A 23,282-nucleotide genomic window follows, 5' to 3' on the forward strand; every position below is an offset into this window, starting at 1 on the left:
CGCCTTATCGCGAAAGCGTTCGAAGCCGAACAATCGTACGACGCCGTCAAAAAAAAGGACACCCCGATCACTCGGAGCGTCCTTCATCCTTGCTTATTCGTTTGCCGCCGTCCGTCCTAACCCCATCATACCTGCCGTCCACCTCTTCAGCGATATTGCGGTAGGCGATCGTCTCTTCGACGATCGGGTCGACGTTCGCCTGGATGCGGATTTCCCACTTCGGGTGCAGCCGCCTCGCGGCTTTGGCGCCGGCTTCTTCCTCGTCGGCCTCCGCCGGCTCCTCGCTCAGCTTGCGGGCCAGCAGCTCTTCGGCTTCTTCGCGCTCCAATTCGTTCGCCTCCTTCGTCACTAGGATGGTCGAATGCGCTTCATCTCATGTGCTAACCGCCGGCTTTCAGTTCCCGGCTCAGTTCGTCGTGGATGCGGCCGTTCGTGGCCAGCACGTTGCGCACGGCAAGCTGGTAGGGCTCGCCGCCGAAGTCGGACATTCGTCCGCCCGCTTCTTGGACGAGCAAAGATCCGGCCGCGACATCCCAGGCGCTCAGGTTGTGCTCCCAGAACCCGGACAGCCGCCCCGCCGCGACGTAAGCGAGATGCAGCGCCGCCGAGCCCGCCACGCGCAGATTGCGAACCTTGGGCGCGATAGCCTGAATATCCGCCAGATTGGCGGGCAAGGCTGCGTGCGGATCGGCCGGGAATCCGGTCGCGACCAAGCTTTGGCTCAGCGTCTCTTCCTGCGACACGCTCATCTTGCGGCCGTGCACGTACGCGCCTTTGCCCCGTTCGGCGACGAACAGCTCGTCCCGCGACGGATCGTAGACGACTCCGACGATCACTTCCCCCCGATGGGCCAGAGCGATGGACACCGAATAGAAAGGAAAGCCGTGCACATAGTTCGTCGTTCCGTCCACCGGGTCGACGATCCACAAATACTCGGCGTCGCTTACCGCCTCCAGCGCCTTGGCCGACGCTTTCGGGCCCGGCTCCACTCCTTCTTCCCCTAAGAAAACATGGTCGGGAAAATGGGTAGCGATCAAATTGCGAATCATTCTCTCCGCGCCCTTGTCCACTTCCGTGACCAAATCCTGCGCCGAATATTTCGTATCCAGTTGGGTTATATTTCCGCTCTTGCTTTTGATCCACTCCCCGGCTTTGGCCGCGCAATTGACGGCTACCGCGGTGAAGCTCTTGCCGCCGATGACGCTCTCCGGTTGATTGGCATTCATGAATTCATCCCTCTAATCTTCGAAATCGGTTGCAAGGACCAGGTTGTCCTTCTTCTAATCATATACGAAAACGGCGACGAGCGGTTGCGGCGTTCGCTTACGGACCGCCTTATTTTCCGCCCGACTTTCCCTTATCATAGCTTATTGTCCCCGTATCTACAAAGTTTTATAGGAAAGAGCCTTCCCCGCCAAAAAGCGAGAAAAGCTCTTCTCCCGTTCGAGGCCGACTCAGCCTACGATATTATACCCGTTGTCGACGTGAATGACTTCTCCGGTAATTCCTCTCGCCCACGGGCTCATGAGGAACAGCGCGGCGTCGCCGACGTCCGCGGCTTCCGTGTTGCGGCGCAGCGGCGCCTTCTCTTCGACGTGCTTCAGAATCGTGTTGAAGCCGGCGATTCCTTTGGCCGCGAGCGTACGGATTGGACCTGCCGAGATCGCGTTCACCCGAATGCCGCTTGGTCCGAGATCGCTGGCCAGATAACGAACCGACGCCTCCAGAGCCGCTTTGGCGACGCCCATGACGTTGTAGTTCTGAAGCGTGCGCTCCGCACCGAGATAAGTCAGCGTAACGACGCTGCCGCCTTCGGTCATGAGCGGATACAGTCTCTGCGCCACCGCGGTCAGCGAGTAGACGCTGACGTCGTGCGCCAGAGCGAATCCATCCCGCGACGTGTTGACGTACAGTCCGTCCAGTTCCTCCGCCTTCGCGAAAGCGATACAGTGCGCCAAGCCATGGACGACGCCGACCTCTTCCTTCAGCTTCGCCGCCAACCCCTCGATCTCCTCATCGGAAGACACGTTGCATTGCAGCGTCAGCGAGCCCTCGATCGTGCCGGACAGCCTCTTGACCCGTTCTTCCACCCGTTCGTTCTCGTATGTAAAAATCAGTCTGGCTCCTTGCGATGCAAGCGCTTGCGCGATGGCCCAGGCAATGCTGCGCTCGTTGGCGACGCCCATGACCACGATATTTTTCCCCTCAAGCAAACCGTTCATTTCGCAGAAATCCTCCTCTTCGTTATACTGCGGACGGATAAGCATCCTCCATTTTCCAACGTACCTTATTTCCAAAGGGAATGCAATCATGAAATGCGCCGGAGGAACGCTTGAATCGAAGGATCATGCCCGGATCTCCACTGTGCCTCCGTCAAGCACGCGAACAGGCTGCCCAGCCGCTTCCAACGAGCGAAAATGCTCCATCAACCGCAGCAGCGCGTCATCCTTCTTCTTCGCTTCGATCATGACGTCCAGAGCCGGCGTTGTCCCGGCGATACCGTGCAGAAATTCAAGCAGATGCTCCGGCTCGACGTAATCGGCGTGACCGCGAGGATCGGAGGTGCTCTTGGGGCTGGAAACGTGAATTTTCGGCGGGAGTTTAAGGTCGGAATCGGCGCCATGGACGACGTTCCATTCGAGCCGATCCCAAGTGCGCATTATTCTCGGCCACAGCTCCACGGTCGTCTCGCTGCCCCGGTTCACCGCATCGTGATGAATGTCGAGCACCATCGGCACTCCGACTTCCTCGGCGATGGCCAGCGTCTCCTCGGCCGTAAACGTCTTATCGTCGTTTTCCAGCGTAACTCGATTGGCAATTCTCGGCTCGATAAGACGAAATTGCTCGACGAACCGTTTTCCCGCCGTATCCTTGTCTCCATAGCTGCCGCCGACGTGAATGTTGTTCAGCGCCCGACCGTCCAGTCCCATCGCTTCAAGAATCCGCACATGATGCTTCAGATCGTTGACCGATTTCTCGAACACATCCTTGCGCGGCGTATTCAACACCGTAAAATGATCCGGGTGAAAAGACACCCGCATCTCATGCTCGCGCACGAAATCCCCGACCTCCGCGAACGACGCCGCTAGAGCCGGGTACGGGTCCCAATCCCGCAAGTCCTCGTGGGTGGCCAGCGGAATGAGCTTCGAGGTCATCCGGTACACGCGAACGCCCAAGTACCGGTTATGCTTCAGCAGCCGCAGCGTGTTGCGCAGATTTTCCTCGGCGATCCTCTCGAGCCTGCGCAGCCCCGCTTCCCGATCCGCCAGCCTGGAGAAGCTCGCCATCGTCATCGTTTTCGACGGGGAGGCATTCTCCAACTGCACGGACATCGCGACATAGCCGAAACGGACGATCATGCTCTTTCACCCCCGGATTTGCTTGAGGGTTCTAGGATTGCTCTCCGAAGAACATTTCATGTGCGAGCGCGGTCTGGACTCTTGCTTCCTCCTCGGTCAAACGGCGAACGAGCTCCATCTCCACCTGCGTCACTTCTTCCCCTTGGAAGTTGATCTCGGCGATCGACGCCACTATACGCACGATAGCTACCGCTTGGTTATCGGGCGTATAGGCGATCACTTTCTGCCCTGTCGGGAACACGCGAAACTGCTTTTTGACCATTTTGCCGCGCCCGTATTCCAGCAGCTCGTATAATTCCTGGTCGGATTTGAATTTGCACACCGAATTGAATTCCGTTTGAAAACCCATGGCGTTCCCTCCTGACTCGTTAGCGCGTCTGTCTCCGCTTCGCGGCTGCTCGCGCGCTTTTCCTGACATTCATTATACCCTCCGGAAGGGATGCAGGGAAAGGCCGTTGTCATCCCGATCACTGAAGGGATAAATGCTCGTTCTCCACGGCATTCTATGTGGAAGGGGGGGAATGACTTTGAATCGGTGGATCGTTGTCCCGATCGTCTTCATCTTGTCCATCGGATTTACGGTGATGATGGATTTGTTGCTGGGATTTACGCCCGACATGGCCCTGAAATCGATCCTTCTGCCTTTTCGTGTCATGGTGAAGGCGGAGACGGTCGTTATCGCTCTCCTGATTTTCATCGTTGCGGCTCTGGAAATCATGCACGCTCGCCAAGGATAATCCAAGTCGGCAAACAACCCTCGTCCCCGCCATTTAAGCCAGAGATCGTTGGCGCACGAAGGCTACAATCCAGAGCAGAAGCGGCAGGAAGACGCCGAACAATAAAAAAACGGAGGACAGAGCAAGATTCCCTTCCTCGATATGTTCCGCAAAGTTGGCCGCAATGATGAGCGAAAGACAATAGATAATCAACCCGACCGGATAGACCAGCTTTCGATAATCGCCAATACGAAATAACCCGGATATCCCGAGCACGGCGACATAATAGAAGATCGCTACCTTGAAGAAATCGCCGATAATGAGCGTCATCACGACAAACACGTCCAGGCGCTGGATGAACTCCTTGATATTCACCAGGCTGATCGTCGTCAGGAGCGGAAAAGTGGAGCGACTGGCAATATCAACGCCCAATACGGCAATGTTCATGGCCATACTGAAGCTTAATACGAGACCGCTCGCGAACAGAGCGACAAAAGACCAGCGGATTCCTTTACCGGGCCGGCTCAAATAAGGAAAAAGCATCGTAAAGCAAATCATTTCGGCGAACGGGAACTCGAAAGACTGCGTGAGCGTCGTATCGAGAACGGGTCCCCATCCTTTCTCCAACACGGGAAGAAGCCGATCAACGTCAATCACTCCGGATACAATCAACAGTAAATTACTTAGAACCCCCAGAACGACCATTACCGCAAAATAGATTTGAGCCGTGCGCGCCAGTACTTCGATGCCTTTATGCAACACATATCCGATCGTCAGCATCATCAAGGCGCCTATCGCGACCAACGGCGTTTGATCCAGCACCGAGGTGATCAGCAGATCGGCCCCGTCTCGCATATCTCTCGCCGCCCCGTAAATGAAGAAGAGCGCGTATAGCAAGCCTAGCGGCCACCCGATCCATTTGCCCAGGATCTCTATTGCATAGCTTGTAAGCGGCAGATCCGGATAGCGCCGATACAAGGAAGCGTACAGCCCGAGCAACGCAAGCCCCCCCGCTGTTCCCAGAAGAATGGCGATCCATGCGTCTTTCTCGGCGTCCAAACCCAGACTGACGACCAAGGCGGTGCCCATCTCGAACAGGAAGATCAACGCCGCCATTTGTCCGGGACTGATTTTCGCTTTTTCCACCCTGCCGCCGCCTTTCCGCCTGGATCTATTTATTGGTCATGCTCGATTTCGTCGTCATGCCCGTCCTTAACAGAACCGTCTCCACCGTCACTTCCGCCTTGCAGGTCCGAAAGAGTTCCCCCCATTCCTTCTCCATCGCCTTCCACGCCTTGGGCCGGTCCCGTTGCACGGCCTCTCCGAATCCGAGAATATCGCTGTTCAACCGTTTCGCCAATTTTACGGCTTGCTTGACTTCATGCACGGTTATGGCTTCCCACTGCTGTTCCAGTTTCTTGATTTCGTCCGATTTCGTGAGATCGACCGGACAATTCGCTTCTCCCACTTTTCCGGTTTGCTTGATGATGATCCGAATGACCGGCCGATCATCCCGGACATCCGCTTTCAGCTTGGTTGCCGATCCGTAAGTCTCGACGGCGATCTTTCCTTTCGGCTCGCATTTCAGATTGACAATCGTGCTTTTCAGCTTATTGTTGATCCATGCAACGCCGCGCGTCTCGTTCCGGTTCAGCCAACCGACCAGCTTGCCGTTCTTCATGACGGCCATGCCGGCAACCTTCAATGCTGCGGGCGGATCCGTATGCATTAAATTTGCCCTCTTCCTGCCTGTCGTCTCTGGGCCTGTAAGCTTGATCCCGCTGATGGCGAGGCCTGCGTTCTTGCGGTATATGCCGTGAATGGCTTCGACCAGCTGAACTTCATAGTTTTCCCCTACTGTACTTTCCGCAAGCTGGATCTTGCCCAGTATGGCGTTGGCCGGAATTTCGTCGATCGGCGTTAGCGTCTTTAGCAGCGTTTCCGCATCTGTTCCCCTGGCGATATACACTCTCGTCGTCAGCCGCGATTCATGGTCGCGTTCCAGAAGATCGAACAGCTCTTTCACTCCTTCTCTCGCTAGCCGCTCGCCGATCACCAGATCCCGCAAATGCTGCAGGCTAATTCGTCGCGAGCCCTTAAGCGCAACCTTGCGAACCGCTTCAAACACCGTTTCTCCCGATTCGGTGAAAACCGCAACAGGGGCTACGGCTCCAGTAGCATTGCGGCCGGCGATTTCCTTGGAATTGACGATTTGAAACGTGACGCGATAATCGCCGGTTTTCGCGTCCTTGTCTATGCCAATGGCCATGGCGAGGGAAAGCTCGTTCAGCTCCCGGTAGTCCCAGCAGCCCGATAGGAAAATCAAACCAAGCAACGCCAAGCCTGGAAGGCCGAGTCTACGAATCTTGACGTTTCCCTTCCGAAGCATCGGATAATCCCTCCTGTTTCGCGCTAAGATCCGGTCGCGTACGGGACGTTCGGATGGAGGAGCGCCATATTGTATCTTCTTGACGCCTTGGATCGAACGGAGAGAACGGATACAGATACGGAACGCCAAACGATTTCAAGCTGGTCATATGCGCCACGAGAAAAATCATCCCCATCATGACGCCGTAGAAGCCGAAGGTGGACGCCAAGATCATCATCGGGAAGCGAATCACCCGGACGGCGTTGTTCAACTGGACGCCCGGGGTGGCAAAGCTGGCGATCCCCGTCAGGGATACGACGATGACCATCATCGCGGTGACGACGCCAGCTTCGACGGCCGCCGAGCCCAGCACGATGGCGCCGACAATCGATACGGCTTGTCCGACCGCCCGCGGCATCCGGACGCCGGCTTCCCGCATGATCTCGAACGAAACCTCCATGAGCAGCGCCTCGAAGAAGGCGGGAAACGGAATCCCTTCGCGTTGCGCCAATAAATTGATGACCAGGATGGTCGGGATCATTTCATGATGAAAGGTCGTTACGGCAATGTAAATCGACGGCAGCAGCAGCAAAATAAAAAAACTGGCATACCTGACGATTCGCATAAATACGGCAAAGTGAAACCGTAGATAGTAATCCTCCGTCGATTTTAAAAATTGCGAGAAGTTGGTCGGTACGCTCAGCGTGAACGGGGTCCCGTCGACGACGATCGCGACTCGTCCCTCCAGCAGTTGACCGACGGCCATGTCCGGCCGTTCCGTACTGTACAACGTTGGGAAGGGGGTAATCGTTTGATCCCGAATCAGCTCTTCGATGTAACCTGATCCCTGAATCGCATCGATACGAATCGCGGACAGCCGTTGCTTCACTTCCTGAACCAGACGATCTTCCGCAACGCCTCTTACGTAGACGATCGCAATGTCGGTTTTGGATGAATGGCCGATCGTCATCGGTTCGACCCATAAATTCGGATTCTTAAGTCTTCTTCGGATCAGCGAGACATTCGTCTGGATGGATTCGATGAAGCTGTCTTTCGGACCGCGGACGGTAACCTCGGTCGTAGGCTCCGCTATCGCTCTCCAGCTCCCGCCGCGAAGGTCCCCGATAATCGCTTCGGCGCACCCGTCCACCAAGATGACGATATCGCCCGACAACAGGCTGTGCATCATATCGTTCCAATCGGTCCGGACCATGACGCCCCCGACAGTCGTTGCCCTTGCCAGGATCTCTTTAAATACTCCGATGCAATCGGCTTTGGCCGCCGTCAGGTCGGTTTCCGTCGGCGCGCCCCATAGCGACTGCATGATAAAATCATTCACTTTTTCCTTATCCGTTAGCCCGTCAATATATATGACCGCAACCTGGACCTGCGGCTCTCCCCGCATTAGAAAAGTACGTACGATCAAGTCCGGACTATGGCCTAAAGCTTCCTTGACGGAACCGACCGTATCGGCCATTTCCCGCCGAAGCACCCGGCCGTTTTGCCGCGAATCCTTCCCTTCGGCGCCTTCTTTCCCGACCCGGTAACCCGTCCGTTTCATCAACATCCTGTCCCTTGTGAAGCATTTCTTTCCAGTATTTGCGTATTGAGTTACCGCTATTCAACCGCTGCCGGATCCTTGACTATTCAGAAGTATACGAATTCAGGGATTCGAACGATGAGTCAATCGATATGGCGTCGGGGATAAGCCTGTCGAGGATTTGAATAGCTTGGACAGGTAGGAAACGTCGGGAATGCCCACTCTCGCGCCTATTTCTGCCAGCTTGAGGTCGGTAGAGGTTAACAGCCACTTGGCCTCTTCGATTCTTTTTCTGTTCACGTACTGGATCGGAGACGTGCCGAAATGCCTTCTGAACACGCGAATAAAATAATTGGGGTGCAGGTGGGCGCGTTCCGCCAGCTCGTCGATGGTTAGGTTTCGATTGTAATGAAGATGGATATGCTCGATGACGGCTTGAAGCGGCATGGACTCTGCTGCAGGCTCGACGCCGACCGCGCTGGACGCCGCTCGCTCGATATAATGGGCGATCAGCTTCATCATAGCGGTTTTTAACAGCAAAGGGGCAGTCAAGGACGTATCGTTTTCACAAGCAAGCAGCTCCCGGAACAGCCGCTGAGGTTCGCCCTCGACTCCCGAATCGAGAACGACAGGGATTTTCAGAAGATCAAATAGATTGTTTTCCCCTACCATTGCCGTAAAATGGCACCAATATTTCGTAAACCTCGGTCCGGACGCGTAGGAGTACGATTGCTTCACTCCCTGCGGCATCAGAAACCACTGTCCCGGTTGGGGAGCATATTCCGTGTCGCCGATTTTCAGCCAACCTTCGCCCTCGCAAATCAAATAAAATTTATTATAATCCGGCGTGTAATCGAGGTCCCGCCAGTCGGGCAAAACCTGCTTAAATCCCATTTCGGTTACGCGGACCTGTAGATTATCGAGATAAAGCCGGATCAGCTGTTGCCTGACATTGTCCATGGTCAGTCACCTTGTATGAAAGATAGATAATTTTAACCATCAGGAAGTTAGGATTCTATATTCAAGAGTATACCACGGTATTGCTAGGATAATTCTGTAGCATAACAAATGGGAGGCTTGATCCGCATGGTTAAGGCGCAAATCGCCAAGGGTCCGTTCGAACCCTCATTCGAATCGCTCAGGACATTCGCGTGCCCGGAATGGTTCCGGGACGCCAAATTAGGCATATGGTCGCACTGGGGTCCGCAATCGGTGCCGATGTACGGGGACTGGTACGCGAGGAACATGTATCTCGAAGGCTCCGACCAATACCGGTATCATATTCGTCATTACGGGCATCCGTCGAAATTCGGATTTAAAGATATCGCGCAGCAATGGAAAGCGGAGAAATTCGATCCGGAATCGCTGATGGACTTGTACGTAGCTGCCGGCGCCAAGTATTTCGTCGCGCAGGCGATGCACCACGATAACTTCTTCAATTACGATTCGAAAATCCACCGTTGGAACTCCGTCAATATGGGACCGAAGAAAGATATCGTAGCCCTGTGGAAAGCCGCCGCTTCCCGGCGGGGACTGCCTTTCGGTCTGACCGAACATCTCGGAGCAACGTTCAGCTGGTATAAATTCAATAAGGGACAGGATAAGGAGGGTCCGTACGCGGGCATCCCTTATGACGGCAACGACCCGGAGTACGAGGATTTTTATTTGCCGAACCGCGAGCATTACGATCCCGACAACCTGTCGTCCGAACCGACGCCATGGTATACCTCCAATCCTGAATGGCATCAGCGCTGGTTCGACGTCGTCAAAGAAGTCATCGATCTGTACCAGCCGGATCTGTTCTATTCCGACGGCGGGCTTCCCTTCGCCAGCGCATGGGATCATAAAGATGCCTCCTTGGACGACCCGTTATTCGCGGCCGGACTGCAAGCGGTCGCGCACCTGTACAATACGAACGCAGCGGCCAATGGCGGAGTGAATCGCGCGGTTTATAATCAGAAAGACCGGAGGCAGGACGTTTACCGCATCGGGATCCTCGACATTGAGCGCAGCCAGTTGCCGGACATCAGGCCTGACCCATGGCAGACCGATACTTGTGTCGGGGATTGGTTCTACAATGTGAAAACCGAATACAAGAAACCGGGGCACGTCATCGAAATTTTCGTAGATATCATTGCCAAAAACGGCAACCTGCTCCTTAATATTCCGCAGAAGCCGGACGGCACGATAGATGACGAGTGCACGCATATTCTGAAAGAGATGGCCCAATGGATTCAGGTATGCGGGGAAGGCGTGCATGGCACCCGGCCTTTCCGCGTATCGGGCGAAGGCCATTCCAGCGTTGTCATTGATCATTTCAAGGAAGACAGAGTAGAATGGAATTCAGGCGACTTCCGTTTCACCCAAAAGGGAAATACGCTTTACGCCTTCCTGATGCGGTGGCCGGATGATCATCGCGCCTTCATCCGTACGTTGACTCCGGCAGACCGGGTGCAGTCTGTCCGATTGCTTGGCGTGGGTGAAGTTCCGTTCGAACAGCCCTACGGGGCTCTGATCGTTTCGCTTCCAGACCGGCGTCCGACGCCTTACGTCAACTGCCTGGCGATCGAACTAAAGCCTTAAAGGGGAGATCCAAGATGAGAATTCAATACAAGCTATTTCCGGGGGGACGGTCCAAGGCTGTAACCTTCAGCTTTGATGACGGGCGGTCGCAGGATCGCCTACTCGTGAGCAAAATGAATCAATACGGCCTCAAGGGGTCCTTTCACCTGAATTCCGGTTTATTGGGTAGAGAGGGCTACATCGAAGCGGAAGAAGTTAAAACGTTATATCGGGGTCATGAGGTATCCGCACACACGGTTGATCATCCCTTTTTGGAAATTTCTCCACCTGACCAAGTGGCGCACGAAATATTGGAGGATCGAAGGGCACTCGAAGGCCTGGTTGGCTACCCCGTCCGAGGCATGAGTTATCCTTTTGGAACCTATGATGATAAGGTTGTGTCCATGTTGCCGGCGCTCGGAATCGAATATGCAAGAACGGTTAACAGTCATGGCCAATTCGATATGCCGTCTGACCCCCTTCGTTGGCACCCCACCTGCCATCATAAGCAAATGGTAGAGCGGACCCAGGCTTTCATTGCTCATGGTGACTGGTTTAACAGGATGTCTCTGCTCTACATTTGGGGTCATAGTTACGAGTTTGATCATGACGATAATTGGGAGCTCATCGACCAGGTAGGAGAGCTTCTTATGGATAATGATACCATCTGGTATGCAACGAACGCAGAAATCATTGCTTATAAGAATGCACTAGAACGACTGCAATTTTCGGTTGATAGAAGGTTGGTATACAATCCTTCCGCCTTGGACGTCTGGATCAGCGCTGATGAAGAGTCTATTCAGGTGTCGGCTGGTCAATTGCTGAATCTGTCTAAGGATTGACGATTGCGGATGTTAAAGGGATTGTCCCGCAGTAATCGACCTGGGACAGTCCCTTCTTCTGTTGCAGGACTGCATTCATTCTTCCGCTCTTAGATCCAACGCAAACTCCTTGTCGCGGTCGCAGACCAGCACACCGTCCACAACCTCCAGCCTGGCTACCTGAATGGACGAGCGGCGCATTTCATAGTCCGAATCTTCATGATGTCCATTCACACGGCCGGGATGAGTGAAATAGAAGATATACCCTTCTTCTCCTTGAACGACCACATCCGCGTGAAGGCCGATCGTCCCGTCATCCTTACGTTTGCCAGGGTGGTCGAGAATGAGGCCGTTTCGTTCCCAAGTCATAAGATCATCGGAGCGGAAAACACCTTGTCCTCTCCATTCGTCTATGATAAGCCAATAATATCCTTTTAAGTGAAACACATTCGGTCCTTCGTGTCCTCTTTCGGTGATCACCGGACCGATCGGCTGCCAATTATACAGATTCTTGCTCTCGGCCGCGTAGGTATGATTCCGCTGCTTAAACCACATTCGAAACGTGCCGTTCGGCAGCCGGTACACGCAGGCATCGATCACGTTCTCCTCGCTAATGCCAAGCGTGGACTGGAACTCCCAACGAATAAGGTCCGGGCTTGTATAATGCCTGATACGAGCCTTGCCCGTCCAATCTACCGGTACGCCGTGAACGTAAGTGACATACATATGATAAAGCCCATCATGCCAAATGATTTCAGGCGCCCAGAACGTATTTCTGCCCCATTCGGTTTCGAGACCTTCCAAGGTTCCCCGGTATAACCAGGTTGATCCGCCATCCGATGAAGAAGCAACGCCGAGATCGGTGCCATGCACCCATCCGAATTTCGGCCCTTCCTGCGTTGCGCGGCGGTTCGTATAGATCATCCACCATTCCTTGGCCTGACGATTCCAGATGACGACAGGATCTGCCGCTCCATCATAGATGGGATCCCTAAACAATGGCGATTTCATATATTCTCCACCTCATAACAAAATCGGTCTACATCGATATAACCCTGTTCACGCTCGCCGTTATAGCTGTATAGCCCAATTCGGTCTCCCCTGTAATTCCCCCACCCCAGCTGATAGGCGTCTCCAAAGCTCGTGAAATGGTCCCCATCGACGCTATATTCGAACCGGCTGATTCCGTCCAGGTTCCACACAGACCTTAACCACAGGGTGGAACCTGATAATTCCGGGCCCCATTCCATCGTTCCCGAATGGTTAAACTTCAGAACCCTTGTCCCATTCCGTTGATGGACGCCAATCGTGCAATGAGTTTTCGCGAAATGGCAAAGCCCCGCTTCCTGCCCGTCCGCCATGCCGCCGATCTCTAATCGTACGGTTGCCTCATTGTGAGCCGTTCTATACGCTCTTTGCGAAAGGATGTTGCATACGGTAAAGAAATTGTCTTTATCGATGGGTTGGCATGCGTGTAGGCGCAAATAGCCGGGTCGTTCCGTTAACGACCATTTGTCGGCTCTTGGCTGATGGTTCCATTCCCAATACGGCTCAAGCGCCGCCCGGTCGAAATCGTCGTTCGTGGACAGATCCGTCGCGGGATGTCCGTTGAGGGGCTTCCTGCCTCCCCATACCATCTCCCCGATTCCGTCGCCGTCGATATCGTTTCCGATGATCGGCCATCCGTCTACCCATGTTACGGGCAGCAAGTGAAGCGGTCTGCCTTCGAAATCGCCCGATCCCTGATGGCTAATGAAGTACCAATCCCCGGAACCCGTCTGGACAAGTCCGCCCTGATTCGGCTCCCGGTCTATTTCCTTTCCGTGTGTATGGATAATTTCCTTTTCCTCATAAGGCCCATAAATATGCTCTGACCTCAACATCATGACGACTCTGACCTCAACGCCTTCCTCAAGGCGAACCTCGCTATGGAAGAAATAATAGGTTCCGTTTATTTTGTAGAGCTTATTGGCTTCGCTCCCTTTGTACTGATGAATAATCGTATCGCTGTCAAACAGCAGCTCTTTGCCGTCTTCGCTTAGTTTAAATAAATGGATGTTATAATTATCGGCAAAATGAGTGGCAACGAAGTAGCCTTGCCCGTCATCGTCCCAAAACGGACAACAGTCGTCCCATCCGCTAACCGCCCAAACTTGATGAAGCGGTGCCCAAGGTCCCGCAGGATCGGAAGCCGTGCTCATAAACAATCCTTCATCGGGCGTGAAAAAATAGACCCAATACTTATTCTTGTGGAATCGGATAGCCCCTGCCCAGACTCCTCTGCCGTACCGGTTCATTCGATCATAATTGTATTCGGGGCCGATGCTTGTCAAATCTTTAACGACATGCCCGATCATTCTCCAATTCACAAGGTCTTTGGAATGCAGCACCGCCATCCCCGGAGAGCAATGCAAGGTAGAGGAGATGCCGTAATAATCGTCCCCGACTCGAATGACATCCGGATCGCTGAAATCTCCCGGCAAGACAGGATTGACATAGGTGCCGTCCCCCTGATCTCCCCATGCTCCCTTCTTCGAAAAGGGGTATTCTATACGAAACTGAATGTCATGGGTATGTTCGTTAATGTCGAAATTCCCCTGCTCCGCACTTAGAATCAACTCGCCGTTAATCCGCAGATTTGTAAAGGTCACACCGCCTACGGTTCTTTCAGGGTTAAACCCGTGTATGCGGTTTCTATTTTCATTTCTTCCATTGTAGGTCACATTCCGGAATTCGACGTTCTCAATCCTCTTGCCGGCTGCAGGATTATATTTTTCATTAAATACCACGCGCAGATCCACAAGCTGCCCAAGCTCGAAATCCTCCACGTGGATATCCTCGTAGCAGACATTCCGCACCGTGTTATTATCTCCTACGTTAATGTTCATGGCCCCCCAATAACCAGGTTGGGGTTCATGGTGCTCCAATATATCGATATTGCTGAACTTGATGTCTTCGATCAGATCGCCTCCCCGACGATAGTCCCCATGCCCGCCGATGTTCATCGCGTGAGCTACGTCTGCCCAAAGGACGGAGTTTTTGACATGAATGCAGCGCGAATCTCCTTTATAATCCCAGCGGCTTCCGTATATGGCTATACAATCGTCGGATGTCCGCAGGAACACATCGTCTATCTCCACATGCGAGCTGGACATCATGTCGATCCCATCGGACCATCCTCGCGTGCTGAATGACTTGAAGTTGCGGATCCGGATATGCTCGGACTTGCCGATGTAAATGCTATAGTGAGGCGGATCGAGCAGCACGATACCTTCCACTGAAATATGGTGCGAGAACGTGATCCTAACGCCCCGGAAAGCGGAGAACCGGTGGAAATCTGATAGATAGAGCACCCCTCTGCCACGAATGGCGACATCTTGTACATGATCGCAGACAAGGGAACCGACAACAATGGCGCCGCCGGCAATATAGACGGTTTTCCCGGAAGGAATACGGAAGATCGTCTCCTCCAGATAATGCATCCCAGGCCCGAAATAGATCACTTCCGGTGCCGCGCCTCCGGGCTGCAGCGGACGGTTAGCCAAACGGTCGATATCCGCCATCCGATGAATGGCAGGCTTCAGGAACATCACGTTCGGTGCGTCTGGTTGCGGGGGATTCTCCTCCGGAGCATTCGCGAAAAGATGAAGATTGCTAAAGCGGTCCCCGTTCACTTCAATAGACAGCTTGCACGGTTCTTCCAACCGGAAGGTAACGACCGCATCTTCCACTTCGAACGGGATCCGCTTCGAGAGCGGGCGGATGACAGCTTGTTGAATAGGTCCCTTCAGGCTCTCGACCCGTACCTCCACCGTTCCCTCCATGTCAAAATAGGCCATAGAGGCCTGTCTGACATGGTGCATGTCCACCTTAGCTTCATATACGAATAACGGCTCCCAATTCTGTCCCGGGATGCGGACGCTCACCTCGAAATCATCCCGACCAATCGCACCTTCGGGCGCATCCCAAATCTTTAAATAACTCATCGTTGTTCTCCCCCCTGGAAAATTTACGAAATCGACAGTTGGTGATTACTTCCCGCCAGCATCAAGATAAGCTTGTACCTGTTTAATAACCTCTTCGCGTATCGTGTCGAGACCCAAGGCGCGCCATTTCTTGTTTTGTTCCTGCGTGTACTCCTTCCAATCATCGACCATACCGGTCATCAGCAGTTCGGATGCTTGGAGCATAGCGGGTTTGACCTTAGCGATTTCCGTTGCGACCGGCGTTGAATGAAATACGAATCCGGAAAGCGGGAGCTGGTAATAGCTAATCTTATCCCTTGCCCATTTCATGTAAGCCAGTGTCTTCGGATCGTTATCCGTCAAGAGGCGAGAGAGGGTTGGATTCAGAGTTAGTTCATAGCCGGGAAAGCGGTAGTTGGCGGATTGGGCAGTCAACTTATACCCGTTGTCGCCATCCTTAATCCAATGTTCGCCTTCAATCCCAAGTTCGAATAAATCATGGTTTTCTTGACTGCCGAAGAGCCAGTCCAAAAACCTCATCGTACGCTCCGTATTTCGGGATGTAACCGGGATCACCAAGCTGTTATTCGCGCGGAACGTGGTTCCGATGGATGCCGGCTGCATATCGCGTTGAGCCTGACTCCCCATAAGGAATGGCTCGTAATCCGCTTGGGGATCGACAAGCTTCAAATCCTTCCTAAGGTTGGCTATCCCGAATAGGGTTGTATCGGCTCTCGAAGCCTCTCTGGTTAATTCAATTGCATCTTCTATTTCTAGCGACAGCGGATTCGCGTTGTTGTACTTGCGAAATTGAACCCGGGTCCCGAAATGTCCGTAAATCGAGTCATGGGAATTAAAAGGAGCAGGAAAGTGAGCAAATTCCGAATCGGGATCGCCGATGGTCGCAGCGCCGATTACCTCCTTGCCATCCTTGGACAACGCCACATTAAACGGAATGCCGCCCGTAAACGAATTTGACATAATCGAGGCTAATCGAATGTCGTTGTGCCCTTTCTGATCAGGCAATCCCAATTGAAAAATGCCTCTGCTGCCGATCGCCGCCGGAATATATTCCGGATATTGATCGAGCACTTTATCGTAAAATTGGATCAGATCCTCCAATGTTTCCAACGGTTTCATCCCTAGCGACTCCCGAATGTCCTTCCGAATGGCAATTGCCGGCGGGTCGTAATAAGAGTCGAACAAAGGGATCGTATAGATATGGCCGTTAATTTTATTTGCCTCCATCATCTCCTGCGGAAATGCTTTCTTCAGACCTGGATAATCCTCGTTGTTAAAGTACTTGTCTAGTTGTTGATAATACCCCATGCTCACATTATTGAATAAATTTTTGGTCCATGGCGCATCGAACATCAAGTCGATGGGCTCCCCGGTAGACATTCTTAACCTCATCTTTTGTTCATATTCCAGGTAAGGACTAATCTCGAATTGAAGCGTTGTGTTTAATGATTCACGCGTCAATTGCTCGAATTTCTGTATAATTTTGTCCATGTCTACGGGTTTTTTCCCGAATAGCAACACTTTTAATGTGGCCGGGTCAGGAATTCCCTCCGTCAACGATTGCGTTCCTTGTGCATCTGACCCACGATTTGCGCTGTTCTCTTGCTCACGGGTTGAGCAGGCCGACAGGAACAAACTAAAACTACAGACAATCATCAGACCTAAAGCAAGTCTGGATCTATTGTGTTTCATTTGACTGCCCCCTGTTATTCGCATCCATCATACTAGCGTCTCCAGTTTATGCTCCCTGCGGTAATGGTCTGGAGTCATGCCCACATGCTTTTTGAATAACACGTAGAAGTAGTTCGTATTCTCGAATCCCACGTTTGCGCCAATCTTCCTGGCAGGATCGTCTGTTTTTACTAAAAGCTCCTTTGCCTTATCCATGCGAAGGGTCGTAAGATATTCGGAAACGGATACGCCCATCTCCTCTTTGAATAATCGTCTCATGTAATTGGTGGACAAGCCTACGTAATGGGACATCTGATCGACCGAAATATTAGGGTCCAAATAATTAACTTTCATGTATTCAACTAAGGCAGCAACCGTCTTGCTATTCTTTGATTTGGACTCCTGATCGCGAAGCTTGATGATTTGATTACATAGATCCATGTACCATTCTTCCATTTGTTCCAACGTGTCGAGGCGCCATAATTGCTGCTGACAAGTATGGATTTCCAAATGATGATCTGCCTGTTCCAGGTTTGACATGCTCTTAGCTGCGCGGATTGTCATGATCAGCAGTTGGGTTAGGGAATGGGTGATCTCGTAATACTTAAAGGCCATCATTTCAGAAAAAAACTCGGAGGTGTATTCCTTTAAGGTCTCCCCATCGCCAGCTTTGAGATTGGACATCATCTGCTTCTCCAGCGATTCGGGATATTCATACTCTCTGGATTCCGCTCCGATCCAATCATCGTAGGACAGGATACTATTCGTTCCATAGATTAAACGGTATAGGACGGCCTGGTAAGCGCAGTCCCTGGATTCGCGCATTTGTTCCATTTGGTGCGCGACGGAGCCAATCCCTACAGTAACACTGATTTTCAAAAAGCTTTTTATGTTCTTTTGGATTTCGACCCATATCCTTCTCAGCACGCTTGTAAGCTCTTCCTCAGCAGTACCTATATTGAAAATAAAATCTAACGAGTCGTAACCGTTTTCAATGACTTCCATTTTATACTCGTCTCCGACGATCTCTTCACTAATATTCTGAATGGCGAATTTGAATAGCGAAATATCAACCGTATCATATTTCTGCGAGAGATCCTGGAATCCATCGATTTTAAGCACGCAAACGATATAACGATCCGACGCCGACCCGATTTGCAGATTTTCCATTGCTTTCTTCATTTCCACATTACGATTAATGTTCCCGTTGAGAACCGACCGAAGAAGGCTTTGCTTACGCATAGGTACAGTTTGATTGAAGTCCTTTTGCAAGGTTTGAACTTTGCCTTCCAATAGCGAGAAAGACTTGTCAAGCAAATCATATTCGTTCAGGACAGCCTTGTCTTTAGCCTCTGTGTTTGTTTTGATTTTATGAAGCAGCTTAGCGATCGGGATATAGATCATTCTTGCGAAGAAGGCGGATGTAATTGTAATCATAAGAAGACTAACCAACGTCAGGACAAGTATGAAGTTCTGTAACGTATGGACCTTCCCTAACAATTGGTTCTTTTCTGTAAATACAATGAAATTCCAGCCTAGTTTATCCGACTTCACATAAGAAATACGATACGTTTGTCCTTGGACTGCCTGATCCATCTCTCCGCGTGGACTGGCGGAATGCACGATTTCAGAAAGAATTTGCTGGGTTGACGTGTCATCGTAAGACCAAGCCAGCGGTTTGGAAATAACGAGACCTTGATCGTTAATGATCATCATCTTATTCGGTCCTGCATCGTTTCCTTTCAAAATTAAGGATTGAAGCACCGTCTGATCCAGGTTCAATACCATGCTGTTTTGCTCTTCACCCGAGCCAATCCTTGTATAGATGATCGAAATATAGTTTTCCGAGATCACCTTATTAGACTGCGATGAATACGATAAGGTCGCTGTTCTCGGTATAAACAAGCCGCTCCTTGATAAATCCCCCTTTTTCAGAAAGTCCGCCATGCCTCTATCATAAAAATGATCCATCTTGCTAAAGATCTTGGCCGAATTGAAAACAATGCCCGCTTTGTAATTATAGACATAGATCGAGGCGACTAAGGGGTTGGTATCTTTAAACCCTGCCAATTGGCTGTTAATTTCGTAGATATCGTGGGTATTAAAGGAGGTCCCATTCAAGGCCTTCGATAAATACTCATTATTCAGATAAATCTGAGAATAATAATTGTACGTGAAGGTAAGCAGAATATCCGCCGTATTGTAGGTCTGATTCATCATTCTTGTCGAGGTTTCCACAATTTCCTGCGTCATGTTGGAGGATACCGTCTTGAGAACCGCATAGGAAAAGCAGCCAATTACCACGAATCCAATCAACACGTAGGACAGAATGATCTTAAACAACATATTTTTTTTTCGAAAAACGGCCAGGACATGCTTCATATGTACGCCCCCAGCAAATGAATTCTGTACTCCATATTATACACTTGAGCAGCACCTTAGCGGGGGCCGAAGGCTGTTTGAATATCATCAAATTGTTGGAAATCGAATTAATCTGCCAAGAATAAATGCCTGCACAGACTCTAAGAGTCCGTACAGGCATCGGAAGATTCGAATTTTTACTGCTTTTGAGCGAGGAAGGCGTTGATTTGATTCTTCAATTCCTCTTTAATCTTTTCTACGCCTGAATCCTTCAAATCCTTATTCATCTTTGATAAATTATCATTCACGTCGCCGAAACCGGACAATAAGAACGGCAGATATTTATCCATTACGGTGTTGCATTTGGCCATTTCATTTTTGACAGGCTCTTGATCAAATGTAAAGCCTGCCAATACATGTTTCTGATACGAATCCGGCTTAAATTGATATTCATAATATTGTTGAACTTGCTCCGTCAATCCTGCAGGAACTCGAGACAATGTCGGATTCCAGGTCAACTGGAAAGCGGGGAAAAGATAATTTTTAGTCGTATCCACTCCATCCGGAATATCCCACTGTTTATCTCCTATTGACTTCCAGTTTTTACCTTCGATACCGTAAGTGAATAAGTCATTGTTCTCCTGACTGGAGAAAATCCAATCCAGGAATTCCATGGCTCTGTCCACTTTTTTGGAACTAGCAGGTACAGCAATGAAATTCCATGCCTTGCCGTCCGTAGATTGCGTTCCTGGCGCCATTTCCTGATTGTTCTTAAAAATAGGCCAGAAACCGATCTCCGCGTTCGGATCTCGTGCCTTTTGCTCGTTTACTTTCCCCTTGAAACCGCCTATGGTTGCGAATCCGGCAGCTTCAGGCTTCCCTGTTCCAGACGCGGCCGTCATGGTATCAGCCGGAATAAATTTGTTAAACCGCTTCGCTTGATTAAACTGGTTCATCAGATAATTCAGACCGTATTGGGGATTAAAGTTAGCCCATTCGGATGCCGGATCTCCATATGCTGCCACACCCGCAACGGATTTCCCATCATCGGCGATTTGAACGTAAACGAAATTTCTTTTCGGATTTCCGGAGCCGGTAAATGGAAATACTTTCCCCTCCAGCTGTTGTGCATTGATATCGGTAAATAGTTTGAAGAAAGCCGTATTTCCGTAGTTTCCATAGGGGATCATGTCTTTTTCGTTTTCTTTTACTTTTTCAAGGAAATGATACAAATCGTCATAACTGCTGATATCGTTCATTCCATACTTCTTTAACAAATCTTTCCGATACCATACGCCTTCCATATCCATAAACGCGTTTGTAAGCGGAACGACATAGGTTTTGCCATTGATTTTATTGTCATTGATATATTCAGGTGAAAATGCCTTCTGAAGTCCGGGATATTTAGGATTGTTAAAGTATTCGCTTAAATCTGCCAATGCGTCTTCTCTAATGAATTTATCCTTTTCCCACGGGTTAAAGAGGTCGACGTCTTCTCCCGATGCGATCCATAATTGATGCTTGGCTCCATAGTCGGCAGGCGGTGTAAAGGTAAGATTCAAGGTCGTATTAAGCGTATCCTTCGTCCGTTTCTCAAACTCCTTAACGATGGGATCGACATCGCGATACATCCCGTTTTCAACTCCGAACAGACGAATATTAAGCGTAACCGGATCCTTCTTGGCTGCGGGCGAAGTGCTTTCTGCCGTATTGCTGGCAGGTGTACCGCTGCTATTGACAGCGCTTTCAGACGACTCGTTTGATCCCTTGCTGCATCCAACGATTGACGCAGCAAGCAGGGTTGCAGCTAGCGGTAATACAATCCACTTTTTGTTCATCTTTTTTCCTCCCTTATTTGGTTCAATCCTCTATACTAAACCGCTTTTGCGGGTTTAGCCTTTAACAGCTCCAACTACTAATCCTTTAATAAAGTACTTTTGCAGGAATGGGTAAACAAAAATGATGGGACCTACCGTGACTACGGCTGTAGCCATTCTGACCGTATTCTGAGGGAGTACATAACTAACTGTAGCTCCTTGCATATAATCCAATTGATACATAAATTCAACTTCCCTCAATACCTTCATGATCAGATATTGCAAGGAGTACAGATCTTTATCGTTAATAAAAAGGGTGGCTGTAAACCATTCGTTCCAGAAGCCGAGTCCATAAAACAATCCGATCGTTGCCATGGCAGGCTTGGCCAATGGAAGGATGATTTTAAATAAAATATAGATGTCATTAGCTCCATCTATTTTGGCGGACTCCGCCAGTGAATCCGGTATTTGCTTGAAGAAGTTTCTTAGCAAAAACATATTAAACGGATTAACCAACCCCGGTAAAATATAAACCATAATATTATCACTTAAGCCTAAATACTTCGCGATAAGAAGATACGAAGGGATCAAACCTCCGCTAAACAGCATCGTAAAATAGACGAAAAAAGCAATCTTATTTCTGTGAGTAAACGTTTTGACGGAAATGGCATAAGCCATCGCACTGGTAATGATCAGGCAAAGGATCGTACCCACAACCGTGAAAATGATCGTTGTCTTGTAAGCGGTGAATATGGTGTTATCCTGAAAGATGATCTCGTAAGCAGTTAACGAGAATTCTTTGGGAATAAGAGCAAAACCGGTCAATTGTACAGCTTTTTCGTCTGATATGGAGCTTGATATAATAAGGATAAAAGGAACAAGACAAAATATAGAAAATAGGGCCATAAAAAGATAAGAAAATGTATCTATTGCTTTGTTCTCCAAGCTGTTTTTCATTTCTAATCTCCTTCCTTTAAAAAATGGCTGAATCCGGATCATACTTCTTGGCAAAATAATTCGATACATATACGATGATTAAACCTACAAAGGATTGATAAAATCCGATCGCAGTAGACATGCTGATTTCATTCATTTGCCTGAGCATTCTAAATACATAAGTGTCAATGACATCGGTCGTTTCATACAAATTAGGGTTGTCGCCTATAATCGCATAAATCATTCCTAAATCCCCATGGAATATGCCCCCGATGCCGAATAAGGTCAAAAGCACAACTGTTGTTCTAAGCTGTGGCAAGGTAATCTTTGTAATACACTGCAACCGGCTGGCTCCGTCAATTTTGGCCGCTTCATAGATTTCCTGGTCAATGCCTGCTATAGCAGCCAAATAGATAACGGAACCGAAGCCTGCAGCTTTCCATATTTTTAAGACAACCAGTATTCCGACCCATAAATTCGGATTGGAATAAAAACTGATTTCCTGTCCTTCTTGAATAAAACCAAACGCTTTTAACACGGAATTTATAAATCCTACATCCGTCGACAGTAATGCAAAAACAAACATCGCAACTAATGTCCAGGAAATAAAATTCGGCAGAATGACAATGGACTGTGTCACTTTCTTGAATGATTTGGAGCTGATTTCGGATAGAACAATCGCAATAAGGATCGAGAAAAACAACCCGGTAACCAGAAACAATAGATTTAAATACAGCGTGTTCCAGGTTACAAGCAGCCAATCCTTTGAAGTGAAGAAATATTCAAAATTTTTCAGACCGACAAATTTACTTTTAAAAAATCCTTTTACAGAATTAAAATCTTGAAAAGCTACCACTAATCCCACCATTGGAAGATACTTGAAAATAAAAAAATATAAAACACCCGGCAAAACTAATAAGTACAAATAAAAATTTTGTTTGATCTCCGATATGAAGGTCTTTTTATTCTTCTTCCTTACTACGCTGTCAGCTTTATTGCTCAAAGCGACATTCACATGTATCCTCCTCCACGTATTAACCTGATTCCGTTTGCTGTGTTTGAACCGCAGCCCCTCGCCTCGGCTGATAAGGGTACTTTCGCAGATTTCTGGTGCATTGGATAGTTTAAGAAGCTTTAAACACAAT

19 protein-coding genes are annotated in these 23,282 nt (G+C 50.0%); 3 read left to right on the top strand and 16 right to left on the bottom strand.

Annotated elements, in window-relative coordinates:
• Nucleotides 1-67: 67 nt before the first annotated feature.
• From ACESLM_RS08995 to ACESLM_RS09015, 5 genes are all read right to left on the bottom strand, one after another.
• Complete coding sequence (locus ACESLM_RS08995) at nt 68-328, bottom strand: hypothetical protein (protein ID WP_372631226.1); 261 nt, start codon at nt 326-328, stop codon at nt 68-70.
• Nucleotides 329-380: 52 nt separating this feature from the next.
• A complete protein-coding gene (locus ACESLM_RS09000) occupies nt 381-1,226 on the bottom strand; it encodes an inositol monophosphatase family protein (RefSeq protein ID WP_372631227.1) in 846 nt (281 codons plus the stop codon).
• A 228-nt stretch (nt 1,227-1,454) separates the two neighbouring features.
• Nucleotides 1,455-2,222, bottom strand: coding sequence for an enoyl-ACP reductase FabI (gene fabI / locus ACESLM_RS09005; protein WP_372631228.1), 768 nt, complete (start codon nt 2,220-2,222; stop codon nt 1,455-1,457).
• Between the two features lie 123 nt (nt 2,223-2,345).
• Nucleotides 2,346-3,359 carry a UV DNA damage repair endonuclease UvsE gene (gene uvsE, locus ACESLM_RS09010; protein WP_372631229.1) on the bottom strand — a complete coding sequence of 338 codons (1,014 nt, stop codon included), beginning with the start codon at nt 3,357-3,359 and terminating at the stop codon, nt 2,346-2,348.
• Between the two features lie 31 nt (nt 3,360-3,390).
• Nucleotides 3,391-3,708 carry a hypothetical protein gene (locus ACESLM_RS09015; protein WP_372631230.1) on the bottom strand — a complete coding sequence of 106 codons (318 nt, stop codon included), beginning with the start codon at nt 3,706-3,708 and terminating at the stop codon, nt 3,391-3,393.
• A 178-nt stretch (nt 3,709-3,886) separates the two neighbouring features.
• Here ACESLM_RS09015 and ACESLM_RS09020 point away from each other — a divergent pair, with 178 nt between their 5' ends.
• Nucleotides 3,887-4,096: a YczF family membrane protein gene (locus ACESLM_RS09020; protein ID WP_372631231.1), complete on the top strand. Its 210-nt coding sequence runs from the start codon at nt 3,887-3,889 to the stop codon at nt 4,094-4,096.
• Nucleotides 4,097-4,129: 33 nt separating this feature from the next.
• Here ACESLM_RS09020 and ACESLM_RS09025 read toward each other — a convergent pair whose 3' ends face one another.
• From ACESLM_RS09025 to ACESLM_RS09040, 4 genes are all read right to left on the bottom strand, one after another.
• Nucleotides 4,130-5,221, bottom strand: coding sequence for a GerAB/ArcD/ProY family transporter (locus ACESLM_RS09025; protein WP_372631232.1), 1,092 nt, complete (start codon nt 5,219-5,221; stop codon nt 4,130-4,132).
• Nucleotides 5,222-5,246: 25 nt separating this feature from the next.
• Nucleotides 5,247-6,464, bottom strand: coding sequence for a Ger(x)C family spore germination protein (locus tag ACESLM_RS09030; RefSeq protein WP_372631233.1), 1,218 nt, complete (start codon nt 6,462-6,464; stop codon nt 5,247-5,249).
• Complete coding sequence (locus ACESLM_RS09035; RefSeq protein ID WP_372631234.1) at nt 6,433-8,010, bottom strand: spore germination protein; 1,578 nt, start codon at nt 8,008-8,010, stop codon at nt 6,433-6,435. Before ACESLM_RS09035 ends, ACESLM_RS09030 begins: the two co-directional genes overlap by 32 nt.
• Nucleotides 8,011-8,106: 96 nt before the next feature.
• Nucleotides 8,107-8,943, bottom strand: coding sequence for an AraC family transcriptional regulator (locus ACESLM_RS09040; protein WP_372631235.1), 837 nt, complete (start codon nt 8,941-8,943; stop codon nt 8,107-8,109).
• Between the two features lie 126 nt (nt 8,944-9,069).
• Between ACESLM_RS09040 and ACESLM_RS09045 the strand changes: the two genes are divergently transcribed.
• Nucleotides 9,070-10,566, top strand: coding sequence for an alpha-L-fucosidase (locus ACESLM_RS09045; protein ID WP_372631236.1), 1,497 nt, complete (start codon nt 9,070-9,072; stop codon nt 10,564-10,566).
• A gap of 14 nt (nt 10,567-10,580) precedes the next feature.
• Nucleotides 10,581-11,387 (top strand): polysaccharide deacetylase family protein, encoded by an 807-nt coding sequence (locus ACESLM_RS09050; protein WP_372631237.1) that lies wholly within the window; start codon nt 10,581-10,583, stop codon nt 11,385-11,387.
• Nucleotides 11,388-11,462: 75 nt separating this feature from the next.
• Here the strand turns inward: ACESLM_RS09050 and ACESLM_RS09055 are convergent, their stop codons facing one another.
• From ACESLM_RS09055 to ACESLM_RS09085, 7 genes are all read right to left on the bottom strand, one after another.
• Entirely contained in the window at nt 11,463-12,377 is a 915-nt protein-coding gene (locus ACESLM_RS09055) for a glycoside hydrolase family protein (protein ID WP_372631239.1), read from the bottom strand.
• Complete coding sequence (locus ACESLM_RS09060; protein WP_372631240.1) at nt 12,374-15,352, bottom strand: family 43 glycosylhydrolase; 2,979 nt, start codon at nt 15,350-15,352, stop codon at nt 12,374-12,376. Before ACESLM_RS09060 ends, ACESLM_RS09055 begins: the two co-directional genes overlap by 4 nt.
• A gap of 45 nt (nt 15,353-15,397) precedes the next feature.
• On the bottom strand, nt 15,398-17,044 hold the full coding sequence (locus ACESLM_RS09065; RefSeq protein WP_372631241.1) for an extracellular solute-binding protein: 1,647 nt from the start codon (nt 17,042-17,044) through the stop codon (nt 15,398-15,400).
• A gap of 27 nt (nt 17,045-17,071) precedes the next feature.
• The gene (locus tag ACESLM_RS09070; protein ID WP_372631242.1) at nt 17,072-19,405 is read right to left on the bottom strand and encodes an AraC family transcriptional regulator; all 2,334 of its coding nucleotides are present in this window, start codon (nt 19,403-19,405) and stop codon (nt 17,072-17,074) included.
• 176 nt (nt 19,406-19,581) lie between these two features.
• Nucleotides 19,582-21,222, bottom strand: coding sequence for an ABC transporter substrate-binding protein (locus ACESLM_RS09075; RefSeq protein ID WP_372631243.1), 1,641 nt, complete (start codon nt 21,220-21,222; stop codon nt 19,582-19,584).
• A 54-nt stretch (nt 21,223-21,276) separates the two neighbouring features.
• The gene (locus ACESLM_RS09080; protein WP_372631244.1) at nt 21,277-22,158 is read right to left on the bottom strand and encodes a carbohydrate ABC transporter permease; all 882 of its coding nucleotides are present in this window, start codon (nt 22,156-22,158) and stop codon (nt 21,277-21,279) included.
• A gap of 16 nt (nt 22,159-22,174) precedes the next feature.
• Complete coding sequence (locus ACESLM_RS09085; RefSeq protein WP_372631245.1) at nt 22,175-23,152, bottom strand: ABC transporter permease; 978 nt, start codon at nt 23,150-23,152, stop codon at nt 22,175-22,177.
• Nucleotides 23,153-23,282: the final 130 nt, after the last annotated feature.

Source organism: Cohnella sp. (genome assembly GCF_041641335.1).
Classification (GTDB): domain Bacteria; phylum Bacillota; class Bacilli; order Paenibacillales; family Paenibacillaceae; genus Cohnella.